Here is a 26,704-nt window from a genome sequence, read left to right as displayed (position 1 = left end):
TGATATTCATCAACGAGTGCCCACACAGATTGATAGGTTTAAATTGTTAAAGAGCGCTAGCGTTTTGTGACTCACATCTCAGTCGCTAGGGGTGCGTACTATACCTGCACCACTTAGAGAGTCAAGGGTTATTTTCAAACTCTTATTCTCTACCGATTTCGCAGCGTGACTTTCGTCTCACTCCTTGTCGGTGAGGCGGCATTATAGAGAGTTCGATATAGAGCACAAGAGCTTTTTTAAATAAAAGTTTTGTTCGCCTAAAAAGCCACCACATCCGCATTTTTCGAATAAAAACTAAACATTTGAGACGTATCACAGCAATACATTGGCAAAATGGAAGCCATGAACGTAAGATTCATGTGTCTATTTTGTTAATGGTAGATGCGTATATTTCGTTTATTAATATGTAGTATTCCGATATGAACTCAAAAAAATCGATGTTGTTAATTGTCGCGCTAGCTGTATTGGGCGGCATTGTTTTCTCTCAGGTAGATATATCGCCTGCAATTACCTTTATCCTTGGTGTCTTGGCTTCCGCTTTTGTTGTTAATTTTTCAAGCACCAACTCAAAATCAGAGTCAGAACCTAAGGCTTCAACAAAAACACTTTATGTGGGTAACCTGCCATACAAAGCGAATGAATCACATGTACGTGAATTGTTCTCTGAATATGGTGAAGTATTTGCTGTACGTTTAATGAAAGACAAACGTACTGGTAAAAGAAGAGGTTTTGGATTTGTTGTTATGGCAAGTAATGATGTGAATCATGCTATTTCAGAACTTAACGATAAAGATTACATGCAACGTACTTTAAAAGTACGCGTTGCAAACGATCCTAAACATCCAGAAACGGACGAAGCTGAGCTGAGCTAAACCCTAACTGCTTCAGCATACTATTTAGTGCACTTTCTTTTTTAGGAAGTGCACTACAAAAAGCCTCACGCACTCCCCCTTCTTCAGTACTGCTCTCTAAATCCAATAAATCTTGAACCCGCTTAGCAATAGCCTTACCTGAATCAATCAACATCACGTTTTTACCTAGCACTTGCTGAATCTCTGATTTGATCAGTGGGAAATGAGTACACCCTAAAACAGCCACATCAATTGTGTTGATCATTGGTTGAAGGATTTGCTGCAGCTCTTCAAGGTTAATCGCCTCTCCTCGGAGTTTATCTTCGGTCATATCCACCAGCTGAGTAGAACCTAAAAGCTCAACTCTTTTATTACTAGAGAAGTTTTTGATGAGCTCGTGTGTGTATTCACGAGTAATCGTTGCGGGTGTTGCAATAAGACCAACGGCTTTATTGGCAAGTAGCGATGCTGGCTTGATTGCCGGAACAACCCCGACAATAGGGATTGGGTTATTAGCCCTTAGTGTAGGTAACACAATTGTACTTGCTGTATTGCAGGCTATCACCACAATATCAATAGCGTGGCTAGCCACAAAACTGGCGACGATGCTTTGAACTCTGTGGATAAGGACTTGCTGGTCGAGCTCACCGTATGGGTAAGCCTCGTTATCGAATACATAAGTATAGTTATGATTCGGTAGTAAGTGGCTTATCTCTTTATATACGGACAGACCGCCAACTCCAGAATCAAAGATCAATATGTTTTTTTGTATGCTTTCCGACACAACCATTACCTGTAATAAGTTCCGTTGCAATGATACCCCTTCACTTAGTTTTCGCCAATCATCACTCTACATAATGCAGGCTCGGTAGCGTTGATGCACAAAGCGCTCACCCTGATCTACATTTTCCAGCTCTATCTTAAGCCTTCCTTTAAAGCATGGCGCTGACGTTACTAAAGTATGGAACTCACCATCTTCGCCGCATGGGTCGACGTGACTCGGTAAACTGTCGATTAGCTCAAACGTGTATTCTTTCCCGCAATAGCTCATGTCTAATGCATCGGTATCGACCGTGACGAGAAAGGTTTCGATTCCTCTGTCTATTATTTCACTCGCAAGTACCTGACTGCTCTCTCCCATTAGGGGAAACACACACTCCCAACCAGCTGGCTCTATATAACTTCTTCGGTAATCGGCAATGCCATTACAGAACATATCTCCAAACGCGACCGCATCGATTGATAAACTAGAATCTTTAAGTACCGAGACAATCGTACTTTGATAAACCTCATTACTTGGGAAGACTTCCGGTAGCTCAATCATGATTAATGGTAAACCGACCAATCGAGCTTGCATTGCAACTACCTCAATAGGAGTTACCTGGAAAGGAACTTCATCTCCAACATACGTAGTATACAGAGCAACAACTTCATACTCGGTGCTTTCAAGTAGGCGCTCTAACGTTAACGTAGAGTCTTTTCCTGACGACCAACTCATGACGACTTTCTTTTTCATTGATATATCCAATAAGAAAAAACCGCCCGAAGGCGGTTTGCATACCAGTTAGAACTGGTATGAAGCATTTAGGTAGTATGCTTGATCTTGCGTTTCATACTTATCCACCGTTTGGTATTGAGTATTAAACAAGTTTTCAACTTTAGCTCGTAGTTTCCATTGTTCGGTCAACTGGTAAGCTAGTGTAAAGTTCACGAGGCTATACGGTTCAAGTTCCACCGTATTTTTTGCATCGTCATAGCGTTTACCTTGATACTGATAGCTCAAATCACCACGCCAGTCATTGTGTTCATAGCTGACCAACCATTTCGCTGCAAAGTTTGCTCTACGAGACAGCTCTTTATCTTGAATGTCTTCTGGTTGACCATAACCAGCAACATTGATTTTGTTGTTATGGTCTAGGAAGTCTAGCGACACTGAGTGTGAAATCACGCCAGTCTCAAACTGCGAGCTTACTTCAATACCACGTATTGTCGCATCAGAATTCTTTAAAGCTTCACCTTTTGACTGATAACTTACCAAATTAGTAATTTTGTTTGAATAACCTACAACGCGTATATCTGATACGTCAGAGAAGAACTCAAATCCAGCCTCAAAACTCAAAGACTCTTCTGGTTTCAAGTCACTCTTACCATAGCCAGGCCAGAATAAGTCATTGTATGTCGGAGCTCGAAAGGCAGTACCACCAGACGCAATCAAACGCCAATTCTGATTAACAAGATAACCAGTTCCTAGCTGCCATGTCGACTTTCCGCCATAGACTTCGTTGTCATCATGACGAACACTTGCTTCAATTTGCAGACCTGAATTGTCATAGAAAGCCGAAGCGAATACTGCATTATTCTTACGACTAGTACCGTCATATTTCTGGTAACTATTGCTGCTCCAAATTTTGGAATCAGCCACGGTGTCTTTAGTTAGGTCAACGCCTGCATTAAGTACAAAGATCTCAGATAACTGATAAGAGTTCAGCCAGTTAAGAGCATGGCGATCAGTGATTAAGTGGCTACCCGGAACTTGACCGCCTTTATTGTTACTATCGTCGCGGTTAGTTGATACAGACAAAGATGAACGATACTTCTCACCATTATATGCAACAAGCGCTGCGTAGTTGAAAAGAATAGATTCTTGCTCATCAGCTGATAGCTTACCTGTTGAAAAGTCCTTATAACTTTCATATTCAGTCACGCCTTTATGATAGAAGCCCATCACTTTGGCAGACCACTCAGGTGAAAAGTTTGTCCCAACCTCAAGCGTTAAGTCTTGACGGCTATAGCCATCTTCATCAGGTTGAGCCGGGCCAGTGCCTACGACATCAAAACCATCTGACGCTTCAGTGTTTACAGACATATTGATCCAAGAGTTCTGACCAACTTTAGAGCTCACACCAGCTGCGCCTTGGCGATAGTTATCAGTACCAGCGCCAACTTGAACAGTACCAGAGTCAACATCAGCCCCTGATGAAGTAATAATGTTAATTACACCACCTATTGCATCAGCACCATATACCGCAGCACGAGCACCTTTTACTAACTCGATACGTTCAACGCCGCTTAGAGGAATAGCTGAGAAGTTCGCACTACCAGTTGTCGCACTACCAATTCTCACCCCGTTATAGAGGACAATGCTTTGATTCGATGAGGTACCGCGAACAAAGACTGAACTGTTTTGTCCACGTCCGCCATTTTGCGTTACTTGCACACCAGGTAATAATGCTAAAGCTTCCGTTAGAGATTTGATTTGCAGGTTATCAATTTGCTCTTTAGTCACAATATCGACAGTTGCTGTAACTTGACCCACAGACTGCTCAAAACGGTTAGCCGTAACGACCATGGTTTCGTCAGCAGATGCTTCTTGTGCGTGTAAATTGGAGATAGGTGAAAGCAGCGATGCTACAGCAACCGCTAAAAGGGATTTGTTCATGTTGTGATCCTAAATCGCGTAAAGTCCTACCAAACCACATTTTATGGTTTGGCCGCTGGCAGGTATTCGGACTCAAGAGCACAACCTTATGGTTACCTAATATTCGACTTCCCACAAAACGCTATTTGCAGTGTCTTTGAATACTCGTTCTCTCTTACCGCTGCGCGTCAGTTCTGGATTTACACCAGATTCCCTCTTCAGCCATCTATACATCCACATGGCACCAGCTTGCCGGAAATAGTATTGACCTATGAATCATTTGTCTAGTCTAAGATAGTTATAAGCTATAGTTTTCGTCGTCTATTTAGACTGAATGGCTCTCAACACTGGACAAGCGCCTGTGATTGAATAAAATCTGCGCTCTTGATTTAAAAGCACGATAGCAAAAGGCATAACAATGGCGAATTTAGAAGTAAACCCGCAACGCTACCAAGAACAACTGGCAGAAAAGACTGAGCGTCTTACTGAAATGTTCTCAGAATATAATGTGCCTGAGCTGGAAGTGTATGAATCTCCAGAACAACACTACCGTATGCGTGCAGAGTTCCGCGTGTGGCATGAAGGTGACGATATGTATTACGTCATGTTCAATCAAGAAACTAAAGAAAAATACCGTGTCGACCAGTTCCCTGCGGCTAGCCGCCTGATTAACGACCTAATGCCTCTATTAACGGATGCAATGAAGGACAACCACTCTCTGCGCCACAAACTATTCCAAGTAGACTTCCTTTCGACTTTAAGCGGCGAGATTTTGGTGTCACTGCTTTACCACCGCCAATTAGGTGAGCAGTGGATTCAAGAAGCTAAAGCGCTAAAACAACAATTGAACGATGAAGGTTTTAACCTAAATCTGATTGGCCGTGCGCGTAAAATGAAAATCGTACTGGATCGCGACTACGTCATTGAAAAGCTAGATGTGAATGGTGATAGCTACATCTACCAGCAAGTTGAGAACAGCTTTACTCAACCAAACGGCAAAGTAGCAGAGAAAATGTTGGAGTGGGCAGTCGACTGTACTCAAGACAGCAAAGGCGACTTACTTGAACTTTACTGTGGTAACGGTAACTTCTCACTAGCACTGGCACAGAACTTCGAACGTGTACTGGCAACAGAACTGGCGAAGCCGTCAGTAGAATCTGCGCAATACAACATCGCAGCCAACAAGATTGAAAATGTTCAGATCATCCGCATGTCTGCGGAAGATTTTACCGTAGCAATGGAAGGCAAGCGTGAATTCCGTCGTCTACTGCAAGCGAACATCGATCTTAAGAGCTACAACTGCAACACTATCTTTGTTGATCCACCGCGTTCAGGTATGGATGTCGATACTTGTAAGATGGTTCAAGGCTACGAGCGTATCATGTACATCTCTTGTAACCCTGAGACATTGAAAGAGAACCTAGACATTCTAAGCGAAACACACGACATCACCCGTTTTGCTCTATTTGACCAGTTCCCTTACACGCACCATATGGAAGCAGGTGTATTCCTAGAGCGTAAAGCATAAGCCTCGCTTTCTAGGTCGAGGTCAAAGCTAAGCTAAGCTAAGCAGCAAATACAAAAAACGAGCCAATTGGCTCGTTTTTTTATTTATAGATTGGTTTAAGCGGTTTTACCGATAAAGCCTAGCTTCTTACCTACCCAAGCGAGCAGTAGCATCGCGACGATAATCGCAAAGAAGTTTGACCCGGCATCAGGGTGTTGTGCTTTCACAAAAGCCGAGTGGCCAAATGCACCTACAAAGAAACAAGCTAAACCCACTAACGGAATATCTTCAGATACGGGATTAGTTAGGTATTCTTGGTAAAGCGCTTGTACAGCCAAAACTAAAGCAATCAGTGGGAAGATAGAAAAGCCCACTTCGCTCATTGTTACCCAAGATAACAGTGCATCACCACACACACCTGCTACAACAGCAAGTACGAGTGTCTTTCTTTCAGAACCACGGTTTACAGTATTATTTTCATTCGACATTATTCAATCCCGCCTTTTAATCGGTTACGTTCACGTTCTTTACGATACCAAAAAGCTCCTTTGGCCATCATTCGCAATTGCATGATCAAACGCTCAGCCAATTCATCTCGCTGACGTCGATCTAAATCTAATGCTTCTGCCCCTGAGTTAAAAACCAAGATGACGGAGGCTTCCGCTTGAGTAAAAGCTTCGTCTCTTGTCATTCCTGTTGTGATCAAATATTCGGTTAACTCAGCAGAGAAATGCTGTATCTCACGAGCTACCGCTGCACGAAACTCAAATGAAGTTCCTGAGCGCTCCCGCAATAACAGTCTGAATACGTTTGGGCTGCTTTCAATGAATTCCATAAAGGTTTCAACCGATGTGCGAATCACGCTGCCTTCTTTTACTATGCGTTGCCTAGCTTGACGCATCAACTGACGCAACAATAAGCCACCTTCATCGACCATGGTTAAGCCAAGCTCATCCATGTCTTTGAAATGGCGATAAAAGGAAGTCGGAGCTATTCCAGCCTCACGAGCGACTTCTCTCAAGCTTAGATTAGAAAAACTACGATCGGCACTGAGTTGGCTGAATGCCGCATCGATTAAGCTACGACGAGTCTTTTCTTTTTGCTGTGCGCGAATGCCCATTGGTTTCATACTTTATCAACATCTTCTTTTACAGCCTAAACAGGCATGTCTAATACTCTATTCAATATAACGCGAATCACTTACTTATATAAGGCACTCTGGTTATATAAGACACTAAACACACCTCTTTGTTCACGTATCGAAGTAAATACGTTCAAAGAAAACATTTCAATATCCGCACCGTCATTTGGAGACATACGACATACCAAATATTATTTTTTCAGTAGCATGACGTGATCTCACCGACTCTCTGATGCCCTTTTCATGTACCCAAGAACAGAATCAGTTAAAATCTCGCTAAAGCAATGTTAATCAAATATAACAAGGAAGATATCTATGTCGCACTCCAACCACTTTGATGTAATCGTAATTGGTAGTGGCCCCGGAGGAGAAGGGGCAGCGATGGGATTAACCAAAGCCGGGTTGAACGTTGCTATCATTGAAAAAGAGAGCAGCGTTGGTGGTGGTTGTACCCACTGGGGGACCATTCCTTCCAAAGCACTGCGTCATGCCGTTAGTCGTATTATTGAATTCAACAGTAACCCTCTGTTTTGTCAGAACAATAAAAGTATCCACTCAACATTTTCCAATATTCTGGGGCATGCTAAATCGGTCATCGACAAACAGACTCGCTTGCGCCAAGGTTTCTACGATCGCAACCAATGCACGTTAGTCTTCGGTACTGCACGTTTTATCGATACCCACACGATCTCCGTAATGCAAAGCGACGGTACTGAAGAACACTACAGCGCAGACAAATTTGTTATCGCGACAGGTTCTCGTCCTTATCAGCCAGACAACGTCGACTTCATGCATGAACGTGTCTACGACAGTGATTCGATTCTTTCTCTGAAACACGACCCACAACACATCATCATCTATGGTGCTGGTGTTATCGGCTGTGAATATGCCTCTATATTTCGCGGTTTAGGCGTTAAAACCGATCTCATTAATACTCGCGATCGCCTGTTGTCCTTCTTAGATAACGAAACTTCAGATGCACTTTCTTACCACTTCTGGAACAGTGGTGTTGTTATTCGTAACGATGAGACCTTTGAGAAAATTGAAGGAACAGATGATGGTGTAATCATTCATCTAGAGTCAGGTAAAAAAATGCGTGCCGATTGCCTACTGTATGCCAATGGTCGAACGGGTAATACTGATAAACTGAACCTTGGTGCGGTTGGCTTAGAAGCGGACTCTCGTGGACAAGTATCAGTCAACAGCAACTACCAAACCAGTGTTGAACATGTTTACGCTGTCGGTGATGTGATTGGGTATCCTAGCCTAGCAAGTGCTGCTTATGACCAAGGTCGATTTGTGGCCCAAGCCGTGGTGAAAGGTGAAGCAGAACGACACCTTATCGAAGACATCCCAACAGGTATCTACACCATTCCTGAGATCAGCTCTGTCGGTAAAACCGAGCAAGAGCTTACTGCAGCTAAAGTACCGTATGAAGTGGGACGTTCTTCATTCAAGCACTTAGCTCGCGCTCAAATTGCAGGTAAAGATATTGGTAGCTTGAAGATACTTTTCCATCGTGAAACTAAAGAGATTTTAGGTATCCACGTGTTTGGTGAACGTGCCGCTGAAATCATTCACATTGGTCAGGCGATCATGGAACAAAAAGGTGAAGCCAACACCATCGAATACTTTGTGAATACTACTTTTAACTATCCGACGATGGCCGAGGCGTATCGCGTCGCAGCGCTTAACGGACTTAACCGTTTGTTCTAAACAAAGAACCAACAGGACTATTTGACCACCTGTAGGCCAAATACATAAACAGCAAGCCATGAGCTTGCTGTTTTTATTTTTTGTTCCCTGAACTAAGCTATGCAAGCTAAGCGAGAAACTCTCCTTTCTTCCACTGAGAAACAAATAAAACACCAAGACCAATCCCACGCATCGCCATAAAGCTCAACATTGCTAGCCACAGCGCATGGTTATCAAAACCTGATGCTAAGTAGAAAATTACGAAGAAACTGCAGGTCGCAACAAACATACTGTTACGCATATCTTTGCCTTTGGTTGCGCCCACGAAGATACCGTCCAGCAAGAAGCACCACATTGAAACCAGTGGCATTGCGATCAACCAAGGCAGATACACCTCAGCTTGGCTTTTTACATCTGGGATGGTGGTGATCATATTAATTAGATTAGACCCAGCGATCGCGAACACTATGGTTAGAACCAAACAAATATTGAAGCTCCAGAAAAAGGTACCAATCAACGACTGATTTAATTCATCTTTATCTTTCGCGCCTATCGCTTTACCGACCATCGCTTCCATTGCGTAAGCTAAACCATCCATCCCATAAGAGATGATCATCAAGAAACTCATCAACACTGCATTGGCCGCAACAACATCATCACCAAAGCTTGCACCTTGGAAGGTCATGAAAGTGAAAGTCGCTTGTAGGCATAGTGAACGAAGGAAGATATCGCGATTCAGTTTTACGAAACGACTCAAACCTTGGCTGGTTTTCTTAAGCAGCTCCCATGGCGATGGTAACTGCTTCTTCACCCAGATTCGGTAAACACAAATCAGGCCAAATGTTAAACCCGCATAGTCCGCAATTACCGATGCCAATGCTGCGCCTTCCACTTGCCAGCCGAGGCCAATCACAAATACGATATCTAAAACGATGTTGGTGATATTAGTAATGATCACCATCCACATGGGTGCTTTGGCATTTTGGGTTCCGAGTAACCAACCTAACAGCACAAAGTTAGTCAACGCAGCAGGCGCACTCCATGCTCGGATAGAGAAATATTGCTGACCATAGTGTTTCACTTGGTCACTGGCACTACTCAGAGAGAAAACCGCATCAGCAACAAAGCTATGCAATAGCAAGAAGAAACCAGCAAACCCTAGTGCCATGGTCACGCCTTGCACAAAGACTAAACCAAGTTGCTTGCCATCGTTAGCCCCATAAGATTGCGCGGCCAGTCCCGTCGTCGACATTCGTAAGAAACCGAGCAGCCAAAAGGTCACGCTGATCATTGTGCCACCCAGCGCCACACCACCTAAATACCAAGAATGCTCTAAGTGACCGATAACCGCAGCATCGACTAAGCCCAACAGTGGAACCGTAATATTAGAAAGAACCATCGGGATCGCGAGTAACAGCACTTTTTTGTGCATCGCCTGATTGGATAACGTTTGAAAAATAGTTTGGGGATTAAATAACTTCACGATCACCTCTTAGATTAGAGGCGATAGTTTAACCTAGTGAGTGGGCTTTCACTATGGTGTGGGGAGGCGCTTGCCTTTTATCGATAACGAATAGCTATAACGAGGCAAGTATTCAGATACCTGCCAACAGAACCGCTAGCACTACCACTTAACAAGCACTAACTGCGGCGTTAAACGCTTTTTGACCTGAGAGATTTTACAAAGAAGTCGCTGCCACAATTTCCAACGATTACACTGCTGGTCAAGTGGAGAAAACGCTTTTACCCACTGAGCCCATGGCAGCCAATTAAGGACGCTGTCTATCGGAGAAGATAAGCCATGTGCGTATTTTCCAGAACCGAGCTTTTGCCCCAGTGCACTAGAGCTTTTATCTCCAGCTAACACTAAACACGCATGTGCGTGGGTAAAATAACGGCTCAAAGATTGAATAAAGTTCGCCGTCTGTTGTTCATTGCAATCCAACAGAGCATGTTCACACACCACCATCACCGAAGCTTGTTCTGGAATATTAAGTTCATCCAACCAAGTCAGGTCATCCACCGAGCCACACTCTAGACGATAGCGTTCATTCTTGTGGAACAGGCGTTGTCGCCAAACTAGGTTCTCGGTTACATCTAGCTCAACCCAATGACAGCGGCCGTTATCTAAACGGTAGAAACGGGTATCAAGCCCTGCTCCTACGTTAATAATCCAAGCATCTGGGTTATGAGATAAAAACTGTTGAACTTGAGAGTCACAAAGTTGAGTCAGTGTCGCGTAAAGGAGTTGTTGTTGGTCGAGTTCGCCGGTAAGGCATTCAGGTGCGAGTTGGCAACGCTTGCAGGCTTGTGCTGCAATAGGGTCATAAACAAGACCGTCATCGGCTAGACTTTCGCGGCTGCGAAACCAAAGGTGTTGAACAAGATTGGTCGGTACTTGGAATTCTTGATGTGCTGACCCGAGATCAGAAGAAGCCTTTTGATCATAGGTGTGCGACTTACGAATAAGCGGCTTCATTTGAGGTTTGGTTGGGTTTGGCATCATCATCTTCCTTGTATCTCGACAAAGAAGATGATAATGAATATCAATTACAATAACAAGTTATTGAGAGTAAATATCAATAAGCTGTTTGCACTGACTACATCCAGTCCGTGTTACGAATAATACCAACCGCAAGTCCTTCAATAGACAAGTGTTGGGATTCTAAGTCCACGTGAATTGGAGAAAACTCTTCATTTTCAGCATGTAACAGAACGGTAGAACCTTTGCGCTCTAGGCGTTTTACCGTTACGTCATCGTCGACACGAGCCACGACAACTTGTCCATCACGCACGTCTTGTGTTTTATGCACGGCCAGTAAATCGCCATCCATAATACCGATGTCTTTCATACTTTCGCCATTTACGCGAAGTAAGAAGTCAGCTTGTGGCTTAAACATACCTGGGTCAACTTGGTAGTGCATTTCTACATGCTCTTGAGCCAAAATAGGCTCGCCAGCGGCAACCTGACCGATTAATGGTAAACCTTGCTCTTCGTTCGCTGCATCTTCAAGCAAAATACGAATACCGCGAGACGCACCCGGGATAATCTCAATCGCTTCTTTACGAGCAAGAGCTTTCAAATGTTCTTCTGCAGCATTTGCAGAGCGGAAGCCAAGTTCACGTGCGATTTCTGCACGAGTCGGTGGCATACCGCAATCCTCGATCTTACTTTTGATAAGGTCAAAAACTTGTTGCTGGCGGGGCGTTAACGGCTTCATGATTCACCTGTCTTTTTATACAGTTGACTGTGAGTATATCCAGTAACTGAACAAAAGCAAAGCAATTGGTTGTTTTTAGTTCATTTTTAGCAAATTACAAAAACAAGATCTCTAACCACACGTAACCAGCTAATACTAAACAGATAAAAACGGCAGCTGAGCCAACATCTTTCGCCATCCCAGAAAGCTCATGATGTTCGCTACCGATTCGGTCAACGACCGCTTCAATCGCGGTATTGATCAACTCGACAACCATCACCAACACGACGGCTGAAATCATCAAGATTCGCTCAACTTGGTTTACATCTAAGTAGAACGCCAACGGAATAAGCACTGCGGCCATGAAGACTTCTTGTCGAAATGCAGCCTCGTTTTTAAACGAGCTCGTGATACCTTGCCATGAAAAGCCCGCCGCTTTGACGATACGTTTGAATCCGGTGTTTGATTTTTTGGTCATTTTTAACTCTATACTCAATCAGTCGATGAATGATTTTCCACAAACTTAACGGCAATATGACTATTTCCATTAAAAGGTTAGACCAGTTTCTGGTATTCTTGCATCGATTAAATTTACGCCTAGGCTTATCCCTATTTCACTCATAGGATTTATCCTCTCATTATAGAAATAGAGATACGCTTGAGCACATTGAAATAACTATTGAGGCAGTGAACCTATATGTCTTCTGGACAATCTTTTTCACGTTCATTAATGAAGCTACCTTTATCCCTATTGGTAAAGAGCACATCAATCCCTTCAAACCCTGTAGAGGATTTGAACATTGATTTGAGCAAACCGATTGTATACGCCTTACCGTTTCGCTCAAGTGTAGACATTCTTACATTGCAAAAACATGCACTTGAACTAGGGTTGCCTGATCCGTTGAGCAAACTTGAAATCAATGGCAAATCACTGCAACGCTACGTTTTTATCTCTTCTCGCAAAACTCTACTGCAAGACGATGATTATGTACCAAGCTCATCAATTGAAGTCTTCTCTGAACTGCTTTCACTGCATGCTGAAGACTCTGAGCTCGACGTTCAAGTTATCCCTGCCACCGTATTGTGGGGTCGTAAACCTGGTAAAGAGAATAACCAGAAGCCTTACCTACAAGCAATGAACGGCTTAGAGAAATCGAAAGCTGTATTGCTAGCAGGTCGTGACTGTCTGGTTCGCTTTAGCCCAGTGGTATCTCTACGATACATGGCTAACTCACACGGTACCGACAGCACCATCGCGCATAAACTGGCGCGCGTGGCACGCATTCACTTCTCTCGTCAAAAGCTTGCAGCATCGGGTCCAAACCTACCAAGCCGCCAAGCTCTGTTCGACCGCCTGCTAAAGTCAGAAGCAATCAAAAAGGCGATAGAAGATGAAGCTGAATCAAAAAATATTTCCATAGAGAAAGCGAGCAAAGAAGCTCAAGACATCATGGATGAGATCGCAGCTAACTTCTCTTACTCGCTGATTAAACGCGGTGAGAAGATTCTTGGTTGGTTGTGGAATAAGTTGTACCAAGGCCTGCATATTAGCAACGCTTCAACCGTTCGTAAGCTGGCTCAAGATGGTCACGAGATCGTTTATGTACCTTGTCATCGTAGTCACATGGATTACTTACTGCTTTCTTATGTGCTTTATCATGAAGGCATGGTGCCTCCGCACATCGCAGCAGGTATCAACCTGAACTTCTTCCCTGCCGGTCCTATTTTCCGTCACGGCGGTGCGTTCTTTATTCGTCGTAGCTTCAAAGGCAACAAGTTGTACTCGACTATTTTCCGCGAATACCTAGCGGAATTATTCGCTAAAGGTTACTCGGTAGAATACTTCAGTGAAGGTGGTCGCTCTCGTACAGGTCGTCTATTGCAGGCGAAAACCGGCATGCTAGCGATGACAATCCAAGCCATGCTGCGCGGCATGAACCGTCCGGTGACTTTGGTTCCTGTATACATCGGCTATGAGCACGTAATGGAAGTCGCGACCTACGCGAAAGAACTTCGTGGTAAGCGTAAAGAGAAAGAAAACGCGAGTCTAGTGATTCGTACAATTCGTAAGCTGCGTAACTTTGGTAAAGGCTACGTGAACTTCGGTGAGCCAATTCAGCTTAACCAATATCTGAACGAACATGCTCCTGAGTGGACTAAAGATATCGACCCAATGGGAACCAGCAAACCACAATGGATGAACCCGGTGGTTAATGACTTGGCAACCAAAATGATGACGCACATTAACGATGCGGCAGCGACCAATGCCCTGACTCTTTGTGCAACGGCACTATTGGCTTCAAGACAGCGCGCATTGTCTCGTGACTCTTTGATTTCTCAGATCAACTGCTACCTGTCTTTACTTAAGAATGTGCCTTATTCAGGTACATTCACAGTGCCTAAAGACAGCGCTGAAGACTTAGTAAAACACGCAGAGTCATTGAACAAGTTCTTAATTGAATCAGACACTATGGGCGACATCATTTCGCTTGATCGTCACCAATCGATTCTGATGACCTACTATCGTAATAACATCATTCACTTGTTTGCATTGCCATCATTGATCGCTCAGATGACCATTCGTCAGCACGGTTTATCAATCGACGCTATTCAAGAAAATGTTGCAGCTATCTACCCATTCTTAAAGAAAGAGTTATTTTTAAGCTACGACGAAGATCAGCTTGAAAGCGTGGTTGCGAACATCATTGATGAGCTAGTCGGTCAAGGCATGCTTGTTGTGTCGAACAACCAAGTAACGATCAACCAGTCAAACAGCCAAGCACTGATGCTACTAGGCCGTACGATTTCAGAAACGCTCCAGCGCTACTCAATTGCTCTGAACCTATTGGCAGAGAATCCTGATCTAGATAAGTCAGACCTTGAGCAGAAGAGCCAAGACATCGCACAGCGACTGGGTCGCCTACAAGGTATCAACGCACCGGAGTTCTTCGATAAAGGCGTGTTTGCGTCGATGTTCGCAACTCTGAAACAGCAGCAATATCTGGATAACGATGGTAACTGTGATTTAGAAAAGACTCAGCAATTCGCTAAACTTCTCTACTCAATGCTTTACCCTGAAGTACGTTTGACGATTCAAGAGAGTATCCACCAAGCAGAATAATCTCTTGGTTAGCATTCACTTTAATCACTAGACTGAACACGATCAAAAAAGGCACCCAATGGGTGCCTTTTTCTTTAGCGCTCGTTTACTTGTAAAGTTGATGCTTACCAGAAGGTAATGAACAAGCCTACAGTCACCGCCATTCCAACATAGTTATTGTTCAAGAAGGCTTGGAAGCAAAGGTCTCGATCGCGGTGACGCATCAGATGCTGTTGATACACGAACAAGCTTCCCGAAACTAACAGTGCCCAGTAGAAAGTATCACCGAGTTGGTAGTGCATGCCCAATGCAATCAACATCGCCAGTGTAACTAACTGCAGCGCGCCAACCATAAGCTTATCAAAACGACCAAACAGAATAGCCGTCGACTTGATGCCAATCTTCAAGTCATCATCTCGGTCAACCATCGCATATTGCGTGTCGTAGGCTATCGTCCACAACGCATTAATCACGAAGATAAACCACACAATGCTTGGCAGTTCATTGGTTTGCGCCGCCCAAGCCATTGGTATTGCCCAACTGAAAGCCAATCCGAGAAACAACTGTGGAAGGTGTGTAAAACGCTTCATGAAAGGATAAATGAACGCGAGACCAACCCCAATAAAAGAGAGCTTAATAGTCAGCGGGTTCATGGTGAGTACCAACAAAAAAGAAACCACAGCTAACACTAGAAAGAGCACAATGGCTTCCTTGCTGGAAACCAAACCTGAAGGTAATGGACGTTGCTTGGTGCGTTTGACATGACCATCAACTTTACGGTCAGCAAAATCATTAATCACACAGCCAGCCGATCGCATTAACACCACACCGAGTATGAAAACAACCAAGACATCAAAATCAGGCATGCCTTTCGCAGCAATAATCAGCGACCACAAGGTCGGCCAAAGAAGTAACAGAGTACCAATCGGGCGATTCATTCGCGTCAATTGCCAGTACGCCTTCGCTTTGGTGGCAAGCATTTACACACTCTCCTTAGAGTAAATGGGGGATGTTGGTAAAAAAAGTTCGGCCACAAGCATCGGTTTATGATTCATCCATAATCGAGAACGACGCGCGAGTAATCGCTCATCGCCAGCGATAACCCAACCGACTTGAAGCGCATCTCGCTCCACGTTCTCAGCACTGAAAACCGTTAACCCAAGCGGGACATCCCCTTGTTGAGAAAGGTCAGAATGCTGATGATCTTCTAGGGTAATTCGAGGTATTAAGGTTCGACCTAACACCCACGGCTCATCATCACCCTTTAAAATCACTTTACGCAGTAAGCAATCATGTGATGATAAAAGGCGTTCTTCGTCCTGTTGCAGAATTGATCGTTCCACAACTTGATTATGAAGCAACTCAACAGACAGGTGCTTGCAGCACTTGCCCAACTTACGGGAAAGCGATCCTTGTTCCATAAGCCACTCTTTGGTGGTTTCATTAGGAAAATTAAATTTTTCTGTGCTTTGCCAATCTACATTCATTAATGAATTTAGATACAATGATATTGACTGATTCATACTAGTATTCAATAGGTGACTTTACACGTACAATAAAGCTTCAACTTTCGAATAAAATTAAAGCGTCCTTCGAATTGTAAACGTATTTAGATTTAGACCGCTCATTGTAACAAGACTAATGCGTTTCGAATATCGCGAATAAACTAAAGAAAAGTCTCAAATATGCACAAACGTTATGTAGCCCAACTATTTATTGCGATTAATCTACTGTTTTCAGCATCAAGTTTCGCTGAAGAAGAATCGACACCCAAACTAGCCTACTTCACGCTAGAGCCCGATCTCACCACCAATTTTTACACTAAAGGTAAAAAACTGGGCTATATTCAGGTCCGTCTCGACATAATGGTCGCAAATAGTAATGACTTAGAAGCCATTGAGCATCATCAGCCATTGATTCGTGATGCGGTGATTGAATTACTCGGCAAGCAAAATGAAGAGACAATTAAGTCTCTATCCGGTCGTGAAGATTTGAGAAAGTCCTTAGTTGAGCACCTCAATAAGATTTTACTTCCTGAAACAGGTAAAACTCTCATTGCTGACTTATTGTTTACCAAATATCTTTACCAGTAACGATGTAAAAACGAATCCCAATAAAAAAGCGGCTCATCTGGCCGCTTTTTTGTTTCTATCGTTTGGCTACTCACTAAAAAAAATGAGTTAGCTTCTTGCCGAGCTCGGTGCTTTCATCGCATCGATAAAGCCAATAATGACACCAGCGGCTAGGCCAGCTAAATGCGCTGTATTGGCGATCGCCATAAATGGCTGCATGTACCCAAGCACTAACCACACCAACATAAAGCCGACAATCTGTCTTGGGATACCTAAACCAAGTTGTGGCGCCTTCGCACCGACAACCCATAAGTAACCAACCAAAGCATACACAACACCAGACAAACCACCGAAGTTCGCCCCTTCAACCCAATACTGACCAGCACCTGAAAGCGCAGAAGAGACAGCAAAGATCTGAAGTAGCTTGAGGCTGCCTAGTTTCTTCTCAATATCCCCACCTAGCTGCCACCACCACAAAATATTGAATGCGATGTGCATAACAGAGAAATGCAGAACAGCATGGCTCAACCAACGCCACAGCTGCCATTGCTGTCCATCAACCGCTGGGAAATGCAGGGCATTGAAAATAGCTTGGCCAAAACCAATCTGTTGCAGCGCAAAAATCACCACACACACCAACATTAGGCTCAGTGTCACAGGACCTGCTTTTGCTTTGATCATGCCCAAAAAGCTTGGTGTGTGGTAATGGAAATGACTCTTTCTAGACTCAGCCATATCCCAAGACGCCGCTTGATAGCGTTTATGATTGGGTTCAGCAAGAAAACGATTCAGCTCAGCTTCGGTTTCAACCTGAAATTGACCATCAAGAAGCCACAAAGCAAAACGCCCTTCTCCCTCTGAAGACATCTGAATAGGGATCTGACGAGAGGCCATATAATCAATAAATGCTTGAGCAAGACGTGGGTTGTCTAACACCATCAATCTAATCATTGTTACTTCCTATTCATACTATGGAGATGCTTGAAGCGTTTAAGTGATAAAGCTATTAACCCGCAATCACCGGAAGTTCAGCACGATGCCAAGCTTCGAAACCGCCATCAACACTATATACCTCTTCAAAGCCTTGGTTCACTAAATATTGTGCCGCGCCTTGGCTACTAATACCGTGGTAACACATCACTAAGATAGGCTGTTCAAACTCAACCTCATCCATAAACGACACCATTGTATCGTTAGTCAGGTGGTAGGCGGTTTCTGAATGGGCTACCGCAAAAGATTGCGGATCTCGTATATCGACAAGTCGAGCTTCACTTTGTTCAATAAGGGCTTGAGCGCCTTTAACGTCGATATGTTTAAACTGGTCCATGACTTTCTCTTTTTATACTGATTTACTTTGCTGCCATTGTAACCTATCCCAAGGCTAACAATCACACCCACTTAATAAGGTTATCCACCAGCGATCACTTTTACACCATTTGTGGATAAATCTGTGAATTGCGTGAATAAAGTGCCTTTTTAAAAATAGATCCACAACATGTAGTAATGATCCTGATCTAACTGTGGGTTAACTGAAACATATCCCCACTCAAAAAACCCTGTCAAAGCCTTACTACACCCTGCTTTTAGACAGCTGACGAATAAATTCCTCACAGAGTTATCCACAAAATCATTTTGCAAATTTCGATCGCAAAAGTTGAGAAATCGATCCAAAACAAAAAGGCCGAGATCTCTCGATCTCGGCCTTTTCAAAATTAAGCTATTTGCTTGCTACTATGAGAAACCAAATACTATTAAAAATTAAATGCTATTAGAAGTCGCCAACTGCTTGCTTCAATTTCTTCATCGCATTCTTTTCTAACTGGCGGACACGCTCTGCAGAAATGCTATAGGTATCCGCTAAGTCTTGCAGTGTTGCTTTGTTGTCGTCTAACCAACGTGAGCGAACAATGTGTTGACTACGCTCGTCTAAGCTCTTCAATGCGAGACCTAAGCGATTATTAGTATGAGATTCCCAGTTAGCTGCTTCAACCGTCTCAGCAACGTCTGACGCTTTATCTTCTAGGTAATAAACTGGAGCTGTGTAAGCAGAACCACCGTCGTCGTCGTCCATAGGCGCTTCAAACGTCGCGTCTTGTGCCGCTAAACGAGATTCCATTTCTCGAACTTCTGAAGGCTCAACACCCAGTTCACGCGCAACCGTCTCAACTTCACCGTTATTGAACCAACCTAAACGCTTTTTAGACTTACGAAGGTTAAAGAACAATTTACGCTGTGCTTTAGTCGTTGCGATCTTAACGATACGCCAGTTACGCAAGACGTATTCATGAATCTCAGCTTTGATCCAATGAACAGCAAAAGAGACTAGACGGACACCAACTTCTGGATTAAAACGCTTAACAGCCTTCATCAAGCCGATGTTACCTTCTTGGACAAGGTCAGCCATTGGCAGCCCGTAGCCAGAGTAGCCTCTTGCAACGTGCACCACGAATCGTAGGTGTGAAAGGATCAAGCCTTTCGCAGCGTCGATCTCACCTTTGTAATGTAATCGCTCTGCAAGTCCACGTTCCTCGTCAGGCGTCAGCATTGGGTAACTGTTCGCTGAGCGGATATAGCTATCTAAACTATCTTGTGTGACTAAAGCCATTTGATACGCTTGGTTTGCCATTCGGTTCCTCATCAATCTCTGATCTGGAGTAATACATCTATTAAAACCCGACAATCCTGAACCTAAAATGAACAGGTTTCAAGGAGGGGGAAGTAATTATGCATAATCAATTCGTCTATACAAGGCAAAAACTGGTTAAGAACTGCCTATTTTTCGTATAAATATGACTCTATTCACCTAAACTGGTTCAATTTCTTTTAGATGACGCTGTGCAGAAAGCTTCGCAGCTACACTACCAAGCAAGGTTCCGACGATCAAAAGCAATAAAGATTCATCCCAACTCAGGCCAATTAAGCGGAAGTGGCTATCGTACAGCTGAGCCAAGTCATCCACTGCACTGTTCAGTAATACGGTAATCAATGCCGTCATTACCCACGCGCTAATCGAACCTAAAACACCAAACCACATTCCAGCATACAAATATGGTCGAAGAATGTAGCTGTCGGTAGCACCAATCAGCTTCATGGTTTGAATCTCTTCTTTATGCGCCAACACATTAAATCGTAATGTGTTGCCGATAATCAGAAATACTGCGCCCAGCATCAACACAGTTAAGGTAATCACGATGACAGCCGCAAGTGCTTTGATAGCATCCAGTCGAGCTAACCAATCTTCATCTAAACGAACATCGGTGACTAACTCTTGCTTCTTAACCTTGCCTGCCAGTTCTTTAATTAACGTGTCGCTGTGTACGCTTGGCGTAATCACCAACACACCTGGCAATGAATAATCATCTAGGATAGTTAGGGCGTCCTCAAAACCAGAATACTGGCTAAGATCTTCAAGACCTTGCTGCGGAGAAATGTACTCAACCAGATCGACTTGGTCCCAACTTTCGATTTCATCCTTAAGCACCATGACTCTCGGCTCAGGGATACCATCCTCTACATAGGCACTAATTTGTGACGGGCTGGTGACATCTTGCGCCACTTCACCAACGTTCTTGCCCAGTAGGTACAAACAAGCGGGCATAGCTAAAGCCATTGAAATCACCGCAAGCGTCAGCAAGTTACCCAACGGACGCTGCCACATTTGCGAGAACGATGACTTGGCTTGTTTCCAATGAACAACAAAGAAACCGTCGCTTGAAGCTCGGTTTGCTGCTCGATTGGATTGAGGTTTCTTAATGCGCTTATTCGCGGCCATAATCTTCAACCTCACTCAAAAAGCCTTGGTTTAATTCCAGATGACGATATTGAGGGCGAGTGTTCACTAACCCGATATCGTGCGTCGCTAGCATGATCGTGACACCCGCACGGTTGAACTCTTCAAACAAGCGTAATACACGACTCGATAGTTCAGGATCTAGATTACCAGTTGGTTCATCCGCTAAAAGCAGAGTTGGACGGTTAACCACAGCGCGAGCAATACCGACCCGTTGTTGTTCACCTCCAGAGAGCTGGCTTGGCAAACAACGGGCTTTATCTAATAAACCGGTTTTGTCCAACGCGGCGCTGACTCGACGTTTAATTTCGTTTTCAGAAATAGATTCTATACGCATAGGCAGAGCGACGTTATCGAAGATCGAGCGATCCATAAGTAGGCGGTGATCTTGAAAGACAATTCCGATGTTACGGCGTAAAAAGGGAATGTCTTTGGCTGGGATACGAGTAATATCGTGATCGTTAAACCAAACACGTCCGTCAGTTGGACGCTCTATCGCGCAGATCAACTTCAGCAAGGTACTTTTACCAGCACCAGAGTGCCCGCCTAAAAATGCCATCTCTCCTCGTTTGAGATGAAAGTCCACTTTTTGGAGCGCTTGTCGTCCGCCTCGATAGGCTTTGCTCACTTGCTGAAATTTGATCACCGAAAATTCCTCTTACGATCACTCATATCAAATTTAAAACGGTAGCAGGTTAAGGATAAACCACTTTGCTACACGCGTTACTCTTCGCGGCTAAATAGTGCTTCAATAAAGTCTTTCGACTCAAATGGACGCAGGTCGTCAATGCCTTCACCCACGCCAATGTAGCGGATTGGAATCTGGAACTGGTCAGCAATTGAGAAAATTACGCCGCCTTTCGCCGTACCATCTAGCTTAGTTAGCGTAATGCCCGTTACTGGTGCCACGTCACTAAACAACTTCGCTTGGCTAATCGCATTCTGACCGGTACCTGCATCTAGCGTTAACATGATTTCGTGCGGTGCAGAATCATCGATCTTCTTCATTACACGAACAATCTTGCGTAGCTCTTCCATCAAGTTGCTCTTGTTCTGCAAACGGCCTGCAGTATCTGCAATCACAACATCAACACCACGCGCTTTCGCCGCTTCAATCGCATCGTAGATAACAGACGCGCTATCGGCACCAGTGTGCTGAGCGATAACCGGAACATCATTACGCTGCCCCCAAACCTGAAGTTGTTCAACCGCTGCCGCACGGAAGGTATCACCCGCCGCCAGCATCACTTTCTTGCCTTCACTTTGGAATTGTTTCGCCAGCTTACCGATAGTGGTTGTTTTGCCCACGCCATTCACACCCACCATTAAGATAACATAAGGTGTTTTAGTGGTATCAACAACCAGTGGCTGTTCCACTTGGCTCAAGATTTCTGACATCTCTTCTTTAAGCAGACCATAAAGCGCTTCACCGTCTTTTAGGTCATTACGGGATGCTTTTTCTGTTAGGTTTTCAATGATCTTCACGGTGGTATTCATACCCACGTCGGCGATCAGAAGTTGCTCTTCTAATTCTTCAAACAGGTCTTCATCGATTTGCTTGCCTTTGAACAAACCAAAGAAGCCAGCACCAATGTTTGCTTTAGTACGGCTTAGGCTACGCTTAAGTCGTGCAAAGAAGCTTTCTGTCGGCTTCTCTTGAACTTCTTCAACCTTAGATTGAGAAGCAATCACTTCTTCCTGTTCTGCTTCTGCTTCTGCTTCTGCTTCTGCTGCGACAGGCTGCTGATCTTGTTGAGCCTCTTCAAGCGTTTGCTCTGACTCCGCAAGTTCAGATTCAACAGACTTAGGTTCCGTTGATTTAGCGTCTTCAACTTCAGGTGCGACCTGTTCAGCCTCAACTTGTGATTCAACTTCAGTTTGATCTTCAACGTTTTCTACGTTCGCTTCATTCTGAGTTTTTGGGCTTTGTTCTTCTTCACCAAAACCAAGCCACGATAATAATCCGCGCTTCTTTTTTTCCGTCATCAGAGGAGTTTCCTAGATCTACTAATTAGCTGTATTGACTTAATACACGTCGACTCTTTGCTATTGTTATACAATACAAGCTTGTACAAACGAATAGTAAAGAAAAATGACAAAGCAGTGATAAGTTTGCTTTTAGCTTGATACACTTTGTCATTGTAAATTTATTTAATACTCGAACCCACTTAAATTGGGCTCGGTATAGTATCACTTTATTAGCGGTCAAAAAATCTATGGTAAGACGTCGCCAGCAAAACACATCACAAAAAAAGCCATCCGGAGGCTTTGTTCGAATTATTAGTGGCTCATGGAGAGGTAGAAAGCTGCCTGTTCATGATTTAGAAGGATTACGCCCAACCATTGACCGAGTCAAAGAAACACTCTTTAACTGGGTGGCACAAGATATCCCACATTCGACCTGCTTGGATGTATTCGCCGGTTCTGGTGGTCTAGGTTTTGAAGCCGCTTCTCGCCAAGCAAAAATGGTGACACTGCTCGAAATGAATCAAAAAGCGGCCAAACAGCTTTCTGATAACGCGAAAGAGCTCAAAGCAGACAACATCAATGTAGTCAACACTGATGCTATCTCTTTTCTTAAGAAACCAGGCACTCCTTACGATATGGTCTTTCTTGATCCTCCATTTCGTAAAGGCTTACTCGCAGAAACAGTACAACTGCTTGAGAGCAACGGTTGGCTTGCAGACAACGCCATCATTTACGTCGAGACAGAGAAAGAGCTAAAACTCGAAGCTATGCCAGAAAACTGGGAATTACATCGCGATAAGACCACTGGCCAGTCGAGCTATCGACTGTTCAATCGAATCACTAAAGAATAGGAGTTATTGAATGAAGTTCTTGCTTCCACTAGCAAAAGCAGCCATCGCCTTTGTTTGGTTTATCTTAATAGCCAATATTTTCTACCCATTCCCGGGTAATGCTGCGATTGCGCTTTATATCATGACAGCATTCTTATTCTTCATGCACGGCCTGCAGATGCTGATTTTCATCGGTGCTTTTGGCGATAAGATCGAAATGTCACGTTGGGAGAAGTGGTCAATATTGATTTTCGGCGTCTTTGCCCTACTCGATATCCGACGCAAACACATGATGTAATAAAGCTTAAGCTCAGATATAAAACGCTTAGCGACAGAAAACATCATGACAGAAACAGTTGATACAAAAGCGCCGCTCATTTGAGCGGCGTTTTTTTATTCAGCGATGATACTGATGTTAGCCCATGTAGCCCTTTACACCATCTAGGAACATTTGCGTCGACAGCATAACCAACAACAGGCCCATCAAGCGTTCGATGGCTTTAAGGCCTCTCTCACCTAGTACTCGTAGGAAGAAGCCATTAAACATAAGAATGAAGAAGGTCGCGCCCCAAGCCAGCATCACTGCGCCTGAAAGCTCTAACATGTTGTCAGGATGCTGTGTCGACAAAAGAATCAATGCCGCAATCACTGAAGGGCCAGCAATCATAGGGATCGCCATCGGCACAATAAACGGTTCTTCACCCGCCGCGAGGCCAGTAATACTACCCGCACTTGGGAAAATCATCTTAATCGCGATGATAAACAGAATAATACCGCCAGAGATACTCAAGGTTTCAGGCTGCACATGCAGGAAGTTCATGATGCTTTGACCAGCAAACAAGAACAGCAGCAGGATAATCAGCGCAAACATTAGTTCGCGAACAAGAACAATACGGCGACGCTTCGGATCAATATGCTTAAGGATAGAAAGCACGATTGGTAAGTTGCCAAGCGGATCCATAATAAGAAACAGCATGGTCGCTGCAGATAAAATTTCCATAAGTTTGTCTCGAAAGCGTAAGTGCGCGGAGTATAGCAGCCTCAAGATTGATTTTCGAACACAGTAACAAACTTAGAAATTTACGTTATTGGAAGTGTATTTATGAGAGCCAAACGAGGGAGAAATGGTCGGAGTGGAGCCAAGAATATCGCATCCACTCGCTAATCACAGTTCACTGGCGACAAGAACTGATGGTCATTCAAGATCAGTGATTACAAACACGTTCGCGATTAGTGCAAAGCTTGTCATCAATGATCACGACCTTTTCCATTTTCAGGAAAAATTTCAGCAATCCATCTAAATCCAGACCGTTCAGCTTACACGTATGAAAGCGAGCTTCAGCGCCATAGGTTTGAGCGAGCTCTTGCGTCAATTCTTCACGAGTCAGTGGCTTTTCACTCAGTAGGTTTAAAACGTTGTGTGCGTGGATTTCAGTGGTCATAACTCTATCTCATGTTTAATGAAGTAGACGTAGAGTACCTATTTTCATCTAAGCTGCCTTGATGTAGCTCAGAATTAAGCTAGCTCTACCCTAAATGGTGAGGGAAGCAACGATGAGAGCGTGTGCAAGAAAATAACTGCCCGTTACCCAAAAGTAAGCGCCCTTGATTGGGCTGCGATAGAAATTTAGGGCGTACGCCAATGCGGAAAGCAGCAGCACGCAGCAACCAACAAAACCAACAGCATGTGATAGCTGAGGCTCAAGTAACCAGACTTCACCAGAGGCCCAAGCAAGCTGAATGAGCACAATACCCATGATAACCACTGGAAAAACGAGTTTGTCTAAGCGAGGGAGTAATAGGAAGAAAGCAACGATACATGCAGCTAACAGCAGCGCGAACAACCACCAGACCATTTCTCCTGATAGCTGTAACCAAAATGCTTTGCTGTAACAAAGTTGAGCCAACAGGAAACACACAAAATGCAGAAGACGTTTTTGAGTAACAGTATGAAGCACATCTGCGATCGCGGATATCGCTAACCCAGCGACTACCCAATAGGTAAAATCAACGACAACAGATTGAGTTAGAGCAATAGTCGCCAATAATACAAAGGTAAAGACCTTATACAATAAAGCCTGACCGATATGCCCATGTTTCGTTCCTGTTATTGCTCCAATACCAGACAAGGAAACCGCCAACCAACTCCACATATCATTTGCCCTATTGCTTTTAATCGTCGCCAGTCTAGGCACACGGGTGTTGATGTAAAGCCTCAGCCCTTCAAAATTGGATCTTGATTACGCTTCCACTAAAAAGAGCATCTTTAGATTGAAGTCGTCACAATACCCTCAGCGATAGTGATTATTCCTTTTAAAATAGACTCATTGTTCGGAAAACTCATATAAATTGACGCTAGAGAACCCAAACTTAAATTCCAATCACTTCTATCCTACCAACGCCACAATATGTCGCTATATATTGCAAATACCACATAACTAAAAGTTCAAAATAAAATACACAAACACATTAAAAAACAAACACTTAAAATCAAAAAGCAGACTTACATAGAACTTTCCAACACTATACAAACCTAGACTTACAAAGTGCGTAAATTACCTTTATAAAAACCACTTTGTCAGGTTTAGCTAAGCTTCCTGTCAAAAAACCATCACAAAAATCAAACCTAAAACCTATAAAGCTTAATTAAACAAACCTAGACACCACCAAGCCCCATTAATACAGTTTAACAACCTTTAACAATATAAATTACACAAAATGACCATTACAAAACAACAACTTAAAACAAATGAGAACAAAAAAAAACCATAACGAACAAAATAAGAGCCCCCCAAAACACACAGTAAAACATAGCAAAAGTGATAGAAAACCCAATAGTTTTCTATCACTTTTAAAGGCTTCGAAAGTAATTCTTGATCTAAAGCCATAAGTAGTGCTATTCTTTAAAACATAGCGAGAGACAACCAAATTTAGGAGTAGTGTTATGATTTCATCTTCGCAAAGACAAGGACTTGTAATGATCGCGGTAGTTGTAGGTCTAATGACACTACCGATGATGTACTAAGCAAGTTACAGATAAAAAAAGGGACGCCATTAGCGTCCCTTTTTTTGTTCAATGTACCGTCCTAAATATGGTTGACACATTTCCAACATGAAATTGGAGAGTGTCAT

At 43.6% G+C, this 26,704-nt stretch carries 27 protein-coding genes and 1 riboswitch; of the genes, 7 read left to right on the top strand and 20 right to left on the bottom strand.

All coding sequences use genetic code 11. The features are described from left to right. Nucleotides 1-419 precede the first annotated feature (419 nt). Nucleotides 420-872, top strand: coding sequence for an RNA-binding protein (locus tag ACED53_RS18475; RefSeq protein ID WP_009848258.1), 453 nt, complete (start codon nt 420-422; stop codon nt 870-872). Here the strand turns inward: ACED53_RS18475 and murI are convergent. Genes murI through ACED53_RS18460 form a run of 3 tightly spaced genes read right to left on the bottom strand, consistent with a single transcriptional unit; the run spans nt 835 to nt 4,290 of the window. Continuing rightward, complete coding sequence (murI, locus tag ACED53_RS18470) at nt 835-1,641, bottom strand: glutamate racemase (RefSeq protein WP_102579763.1); 807 nt, start codon at nt 1,639-1,641, stop codon at nt 835-837. The two genes, ACED53_RS18475 and murI, sit on opposite strands and share 38 nt — an antisense overlap. Nucleotides 1,642-1,701: 60 nt before the next feature. Further along, nucleotides 1,702-2,367: an ATPase gene (locus ACED53_RS18465; RefSeq protein ID WP_009848256.1), complete on the bottom strand. Its 666-nt coding sequence runs from the start codon at nt 2,365-2,367 to the stop codon at nt 1,702-1,704. A 48-nt stretch (nt 2,368-2,415) separates the two neighbouring features. Next, on the bottom strand, nt 2,416-4,290 hold the full coding sequence (locus tag ACED53_RS18460; protein ID WP_017100862.1) for a TonB-dependent receptor domain-containing protein: 1,875 nt from the start codon (nt 4,288-4,290) through the stop codon (nt 2,416-2,418). Between the two features lie 39 nt (nt 4,291-4,329). Then, nucleotides 4,330-4,533, bottom strand: a riboswitch (cobalamin riboswitch). 154 nt (nt 4,534-4,687) lie between these two features. On the opposite strand from ACED53_RS18460, the gene trmA reads away from it, so the two are divergent. After that, entirely contained in the window at nt 4,688-5,797 is a 1,110-nt protein-coding gene (gene trmA, locus ACED53_RS18455) for a tRNA (uridine(54)-C5)-methyltransferase TrmA (protein WP_102579762.1), read from the top strand. Between the two features lie 95 nt (nt 5,798-5,892). Here trmA and ACED53_RS18450 read toward each other — a convergent pair whose 3' ends face one another. Beyond that, complete coding sequence (locus ACED53_RS18450) at nt 5,893-6,264, bottom strand: YijD family membrane protein (protein ID WP_004736696.1); 372 nt, start codon at nt 6,262-6,264, stop codon at nt 5,893-5,895. Beyond that, nucleotides 6,264-6,905, bottom strand: coding sequence for an HTH-type transcriptional repressor FabR (fabR, locus tag ACED53_RS18445; RefSeq protein WP_010438693.1), 642 nt, complete (start codon nt 6,903-6,905; stop codon nt 6,264-6,266). Before fabR ends, ACED53_RS18450 begins: the two co-directional genes overlap by 1 nt. Nucleotides 6,906-7,232: 327 nt before the next feature. Here fabR and sthA point away from each other — a divergent pair, with 327 nt between their 5' ends. After that, nucleotides 7,233-8,633, top strand: coding sequence for a Si-specific NAD(P)(+) transhydrogenase (sthA, locus tag ACED53_RS18440; RefSeq protein ID WP_009848252.1), 1,401 nt, complete (start codon nt 7,233-7,235; stop codon nt 8,631-8,633). Nucleotides 8,634-8,739: 106 nt separating this feature from the next. Here sthA and dinF read toward each other — a convergent pair whose 3' ends face one another. The 4 genes from dinF to ACED53_RS18420 form a co-directional block, all read right to left on the bottom strand. Beyond that, on the bottom strand, nt 8,740-10,095 hold the full coding sequence (dinF, locus tag ACED53_RS18435; RefSeq protein WP_032499225.1) for an MATE family efflux transporter DinF: 1,356 nt from the start codon (nt 10,093-10,095) through the stop codon (nt 8,740-8,742). Between the two features lie 141 nt (nt 10,096-10,236). After that, the gene (locus tag ACED53_RS18430) at nt 10,237-11,115 is read right to left on the bottom strand and encodes a class I SAM-dependent methyltransferase (RefSeq protein ID WP_009848250.1); all 879 of its coding nucleotides are present in this window, start codon (nt 11,113-11,115) and stop codon (nt 10,237-10,239) included. Nucleotides 11,116-11,212: 97 nt separating this feature from the next. Continuing rightward, entirely contained in the window at nt 11,213-11,833 is a 621-nt protein-coding gene (gene lexA, locus ACED53_RS18425; protein WP_009848249.1) for a transcriptional repressor LexA, read from the bottom strand. A gap of 94 nt (nt 11,834-11,927) precedes the next feature. Further along, on the bottom strand, nt 11,928-12,290 hold the full coding sequence (locus tag ACED53_RS18420; RefSeq protein WP_029223019.1) for a diacylglycerol kinase: 363 nt from the start codon (nt 12,288-12,290) through the stop codon (nt 11,928-11,930). A 219-nt stretch (nt 12,291-12,509) separates the two neighbouring features. Between ACED53_RS18420 and plsB the strand changes: the two genes are divergently transcribed. Next, nucleotides 12,510-14,933, top strand: a complete 2,424-nt coding sequence (plsB, locus tag ACED53_RS18415; protein ID WP_017100859.1) for a glycerol-3-phosphate 1-O-acyltransferase PlsB — start codon at nt 12,510-12,512, stop codon at nt 14,931-14,933. 104 nt (nt 14,934-15,037) lie between these two features. On the opposite strand, the gene ubiA is transcribed toward plsB, so the two are convergent. Together ubiA and ACED53_RS18405 are read right to left on the bottom strand one after the other, a co-directional pair. Further along, a complete protein-coding gene (gene ubiA, locus ACED53_RS18410; protein WP_009848245.1) occupies nt 15,038-15,892 on the bottom strand; it encodes a 4-hydroxybenzoate octaprenyltransferase in 855 nt (284 codons plus the stop codon). Continuing rightward, entirely contained in the window at nt 15,893-16,435 is a 543-nt protein-coding gene (locus tag ACED53_RS18405; protein ID WP_162924288.1) for a chorismate lyase, read from the bottom strand. 162 nt (nt 16,436-16,597) lie between these two features. Between ACED53_RS18405 and ACED53_RS18400 the strand changes: the two genes are divergently transcribed. Further along, entirely contained in the window at nt 16,598-17,005 is a 408-nt protein-coding gene (locus ACED53_RS18400; RefSeq protein WP_009848242.1) for a flagellar basal body-associated protein FliL, read from the top strand. A gap of 87 nt (nt 17,006-17,092) precedes the next feature. On the opposite strand, the gene glpG is transcribed toward ACED53_RS18400, so the two are convergent. From glpG to ftsY, 6 genes are all read right to left on the bottom strand, one after another. Beyond that, a complete protein-coding gene (glpG, locus tag ACED53_RS18395) occupies nt 17,093-17,935 on the bottom strand; it encodes a rhomboid family intramembrane serine protease GlpG (protein WP_017100858.1) in 843 nt (280 codons plus the stop codon). A 55-nt stretch (nt 17,936-17,990) separates the two neighbouring features. Beyond that, nucleotides 17,991-18,311, bottom strand: a complete 321-nt coding sequence (glpE, locus tag ACED53_RS18390; protein WP_009848240.1) for a thiosulfate sulfurtransferase GlpE — start codon at nt 18,309-18,311, stop codon at nt 17,991-17,993. Between the two features lie 441 nt (nt 18,312-18,752). Further along, the gene (rpoH, locus tag ACED53_RS18385; protein ID WP_029223159.1) at nt 18,753-19,610 is read right to left on the bottom strand and encodes an RNA polymerase sigma factor RpoH; all 858 of its coding nucleotides are present in this window, start codon (nt 19,608-19,610) and stop codon (nt 18,753-18,755) included. A 177-nt stretch (nt 19,611-19,787) separates the two neighbouring features. Then, nucleotides 19,788-20,756: a permease-like cell division protein FtsX gene (gene ftsX, locus ACED53_RS18380; protein WP_029223158.1), complete on the bottom strand. Its 969-nt coding sequence runs from the start codon at nt 20,754-20,756 to the stop codon at nt 19,788-19,790. Further along, entirely contained in the window at nt 20,743-21,420 is a 678-nt protein-coding gene (ftsE, locus tag ACED53_RS18375) for a cell division ATP-binding protein FtsE (RefSeq protein ID WP_009848236.1), read from the bottom strand. The genes ftsX and ftsE overlap by 14 nt, the downstream gene beginning before the upstream one ends. A 77-nt stretch (nt 21,421-21,497) precedes the next feature. After that, nucleotides 21,498-22,760 carry a signal recognition particle-docking protein FtsY gene (gene ftsY, locus ACED53_RS18370; protein WP_069591745.1) on the bottom strand — a complete coding sequence of 421 codons (1,263 nt, stop codon included), beginning with the start codon at nt 22,758-22,760 and terminating at the stop codon, nt 21,498-21,500. Between the two features lie 230 nt (nt 22,761-22,990). Here ftsY and rsmD point away from each other — a divergent pair, with 230 nt between their 5' ends. After that, complete coding sequence (gene rsmD, locus ACED53_RS18365; RefSeq protein ID WP_017100857.1) at nt 22,991-23,593, top strand: 16S rRNA (guanine(966)-N(2))-methyltransferase RsmD; 603 nt, start codon at nt 22,991-22,993, stop codon at nt 23,591-23,593. A gap of 10 nt (nt 23,594-23,603) precedes the next feature. Then, nucleotides 23,604-23,870, top strand: coding sequence for a DUF1145 domain-containing protein (locus ACED53_RS18360; RefSeq protein ID WP_009848233.1), 267 nt, complete (start codon nt 23,604-23,606; stop codon nt 23,868-23,870). Nucleotides 23,871-23,987: 117 nt separating this feature from the next. Here the strand turns inward: ACED53_RS18360 and ACED53_RS18355 are convergent, their stop codons facing one another. The 3 genes from ACED53_RS18355 to ACED53_RS18345 form a co-directional block, all read right to left on the bottom strand. Then, nucleotides 23,988-24,572, bottom strand: a complete 585-nt coding sequence (locus ACED53_RS18355) for a YhgN family NAAT transporter (protein WP_009848232.1) — start codon at nt 24,570-24,572, stop codon at nt 23,988-23,990. A gap of 205 nt (nt 24,573-24,777) precedes the next feature. Further along, nucleotides 24,778-25,014 (bottom strand): YecH family metal-binding protein, encoded by a 237-nt coding sequence (locus ACED53_RS18350; protein ID WP_009848231.1) that lies wholly within the window; start codon nt 25,012-25,014, stop codon nt 24,778-24,780. A gap of 90 nt (nt 25,015-25,104) precedes the next feature. After that, complete coding sequence (locus ACED53_RS18345; RefSeq protein WP_029223157.1) at nt 25,105-25,725, bottom strand: lysoplasmalogenase; 621 nt, start codon at nt 25,723-25,725, stop codon at nt 25,105-25,107. Nucleotides 25,726-26,704: the final 979 nt, after the last annotated feature.

The organism is Vibrio sp. 1F169, assembly GCF_041439605.1.
In the GTDB taxonomy this organism is placed as follows: Bacteria; Pseudomonadota; Gammaproteobacteria; order Enterobacterales; family Vibrionaceae; genus Vibrio; species Vibrio tasmaniensis_A.
Note: the sequence above shows the minus strand (reverse complement) of the source record. Positions and strands in the feature narration are given on the sequence as shown.

Bases quoted from the DNA above. Each gene is read 5' to 3' on its own strand.
- ACED53_RS18475 (WP_009848258.1), top strand. From the start codon at position 420: ATGAACTCAAAAAAATCGATGTTGTTAATTGTCGCGCTAGCTGTATTG.
- murI (WP_102579763.1), bottom strand. From the start codon at position 1,641: ATGGTTGTGTCGGAAAGCATACAAAAAAACATATTGATCTTTGATTCT.
- ACED53_RS18465 (WP_009848256.1), bottom strand. From the start codon at position 2,367: ATGAAAAAGAAAGTCGTCATGAGTTGGTCGTCAGGAAAAGACTCTACG.
- ACED53_RS18460 (WP_017100862.1), bottom strand. From the start codon at position 4,290: ATGAACAAATCCCTTTTAGCGGTTGCTGTAGCATCGCTGCTTTCACCT.
- trmA (WP_102579762.1), top strand. From the start codon at position 4,688: ATGGCGAATTTAGAAGTAAACCCGCAACGCTACCAAGAACAACTGGCA.
- ACED53_RS18450 (WP_004736696.1), bottom strand. From the start codon at position 6,264: ATGTCGAATGAAAATAATACTGTAAACCGTGGTTCTGAAAGAAAGACA.
- fabR (WP_010438693.1), bottom strand. From the start codon at position 6,905: ATGAAACCAATGGGCATTCGCGCACAGCAAAAAGAAAAGACTCGTCGT.
- sthA (WP_009848252.1), top strand. From the start codon at position 7,233: ATGTCGCACTCCAACCACTTTGATGTAATCGTAATTGGTAGTGGCCCC.
- ACED53_RS18430 (WP_009848250.1), bottom strand. From the start codon at position 11,115: ATGCCAAACCCAACCAAACCTCAAATGAAGCCGCTTATTCGTAAGTCG.
- lexA (WP_009848249.1), bottom strand. From the start codon at position 11,833: ATGAAGCCGTTAACGCCCCGCCAGCAACAAGTTTTTGACCTTATCAAA.
- ACED53_RS18420 (WP_029223019.1), bottom strand. From the start codon at position 12,290: ATGACCAAAAAATCAAACACCGGATTCAAACGTATCGTCAAAGCGGCG.
- plsB (WP_017100859.1), top strand. From the start codon at position 12,510: ATGTCTTCTGGACAATCTTTTTCACGTTCATTAATGAAGCTACCTTTA.
- ubiA (WP_009848245.1), bottom strand. From the start codon at position 15,892: ATGCTTGCCACCAAAGCGAAGGCGTACTGGCAATTGACGCGAATGAAT.
- ACED53_RS18405 (WP_162924288.1), bottom strand. From the start codon at position 16,435: ATGAATCAGTCAATATCATTGTATCTAAATTCATTAATGAATGTAGAT.
- ACED53_RS18400 (WP_009848242.1), top strand. From the start codon at position 16,598: ATGCACAAACGTTATGTAGCCCAACTATTTATTGCGATTAATCTACTG.
- glpG (WP_017100858.1), bottom strand. From the start codon at position 17,935: ATGATTAGATTGATGGTGTTAGACAACCCACGTCTTGCTCAAGCATTT.
- glpE (WP_009848240.1), bottom strand. From the start codon at position 18,311: ATGGACCAGTTTAAACATATCGACGTTAAAGGCGCTCAAGCCCTTATT.
- rpoH (WP_029223159.1), bottom strand. From the start codon at position 19,610: ATGGCAAACCAAGCGTATCAAATGGCTTTAGTCACACAAGATAGTTTA.
- ftsX (WP_029223158.1), bottom strand. From the start codon at position 20,756: ATGGCCGCGAATAAGCGCATTAAGAAACCTCAATCCAATCGAGCAGCA.
- ftsY (WP_069591745.1), bottom strand. From the start codon at position 22,760: ATGACGGAAAAAAAGAAGCGCGGATTATTATCGTGGCTTGGTTTTGGT.
- rsmD (WP_017100857.1), top strand. From the start codon at position 22,991: ATGGTAAGACGTCGCCAGCAAAACACATCACAAAAAAAGCCATCCGGA.
- ACED53_RS18360 (WP_009848233.1), top strand. From the start codon at position 23,604: ATGAAGTTCTTGCTTCCACTAGCAAAAGCAGCCATCGCCTTTGTTTGG.
- ACED53_RS18355 (WP_009848232.1), bottom strand. From the start codon at position 24,572: ATGGAAATTTTATCTGCAGCGACCATGCTGTTTCTTATTATGGATCCG.
- ACED53_RS18350 (WP_009848231.1), bottom strand. From the start codon at position 25,014: ATGACCACTGAAATCCACGCACACAACGTTTTAAACCTACTGAGTGAA.
- ACED53_RS18345 (WP_029223157.1), bottom strand. From the start codon at position 25,725: ATGTGGAGTTGGTTGGCGGTTTCCTTGTCTGGTATTGGAGCAATAACA.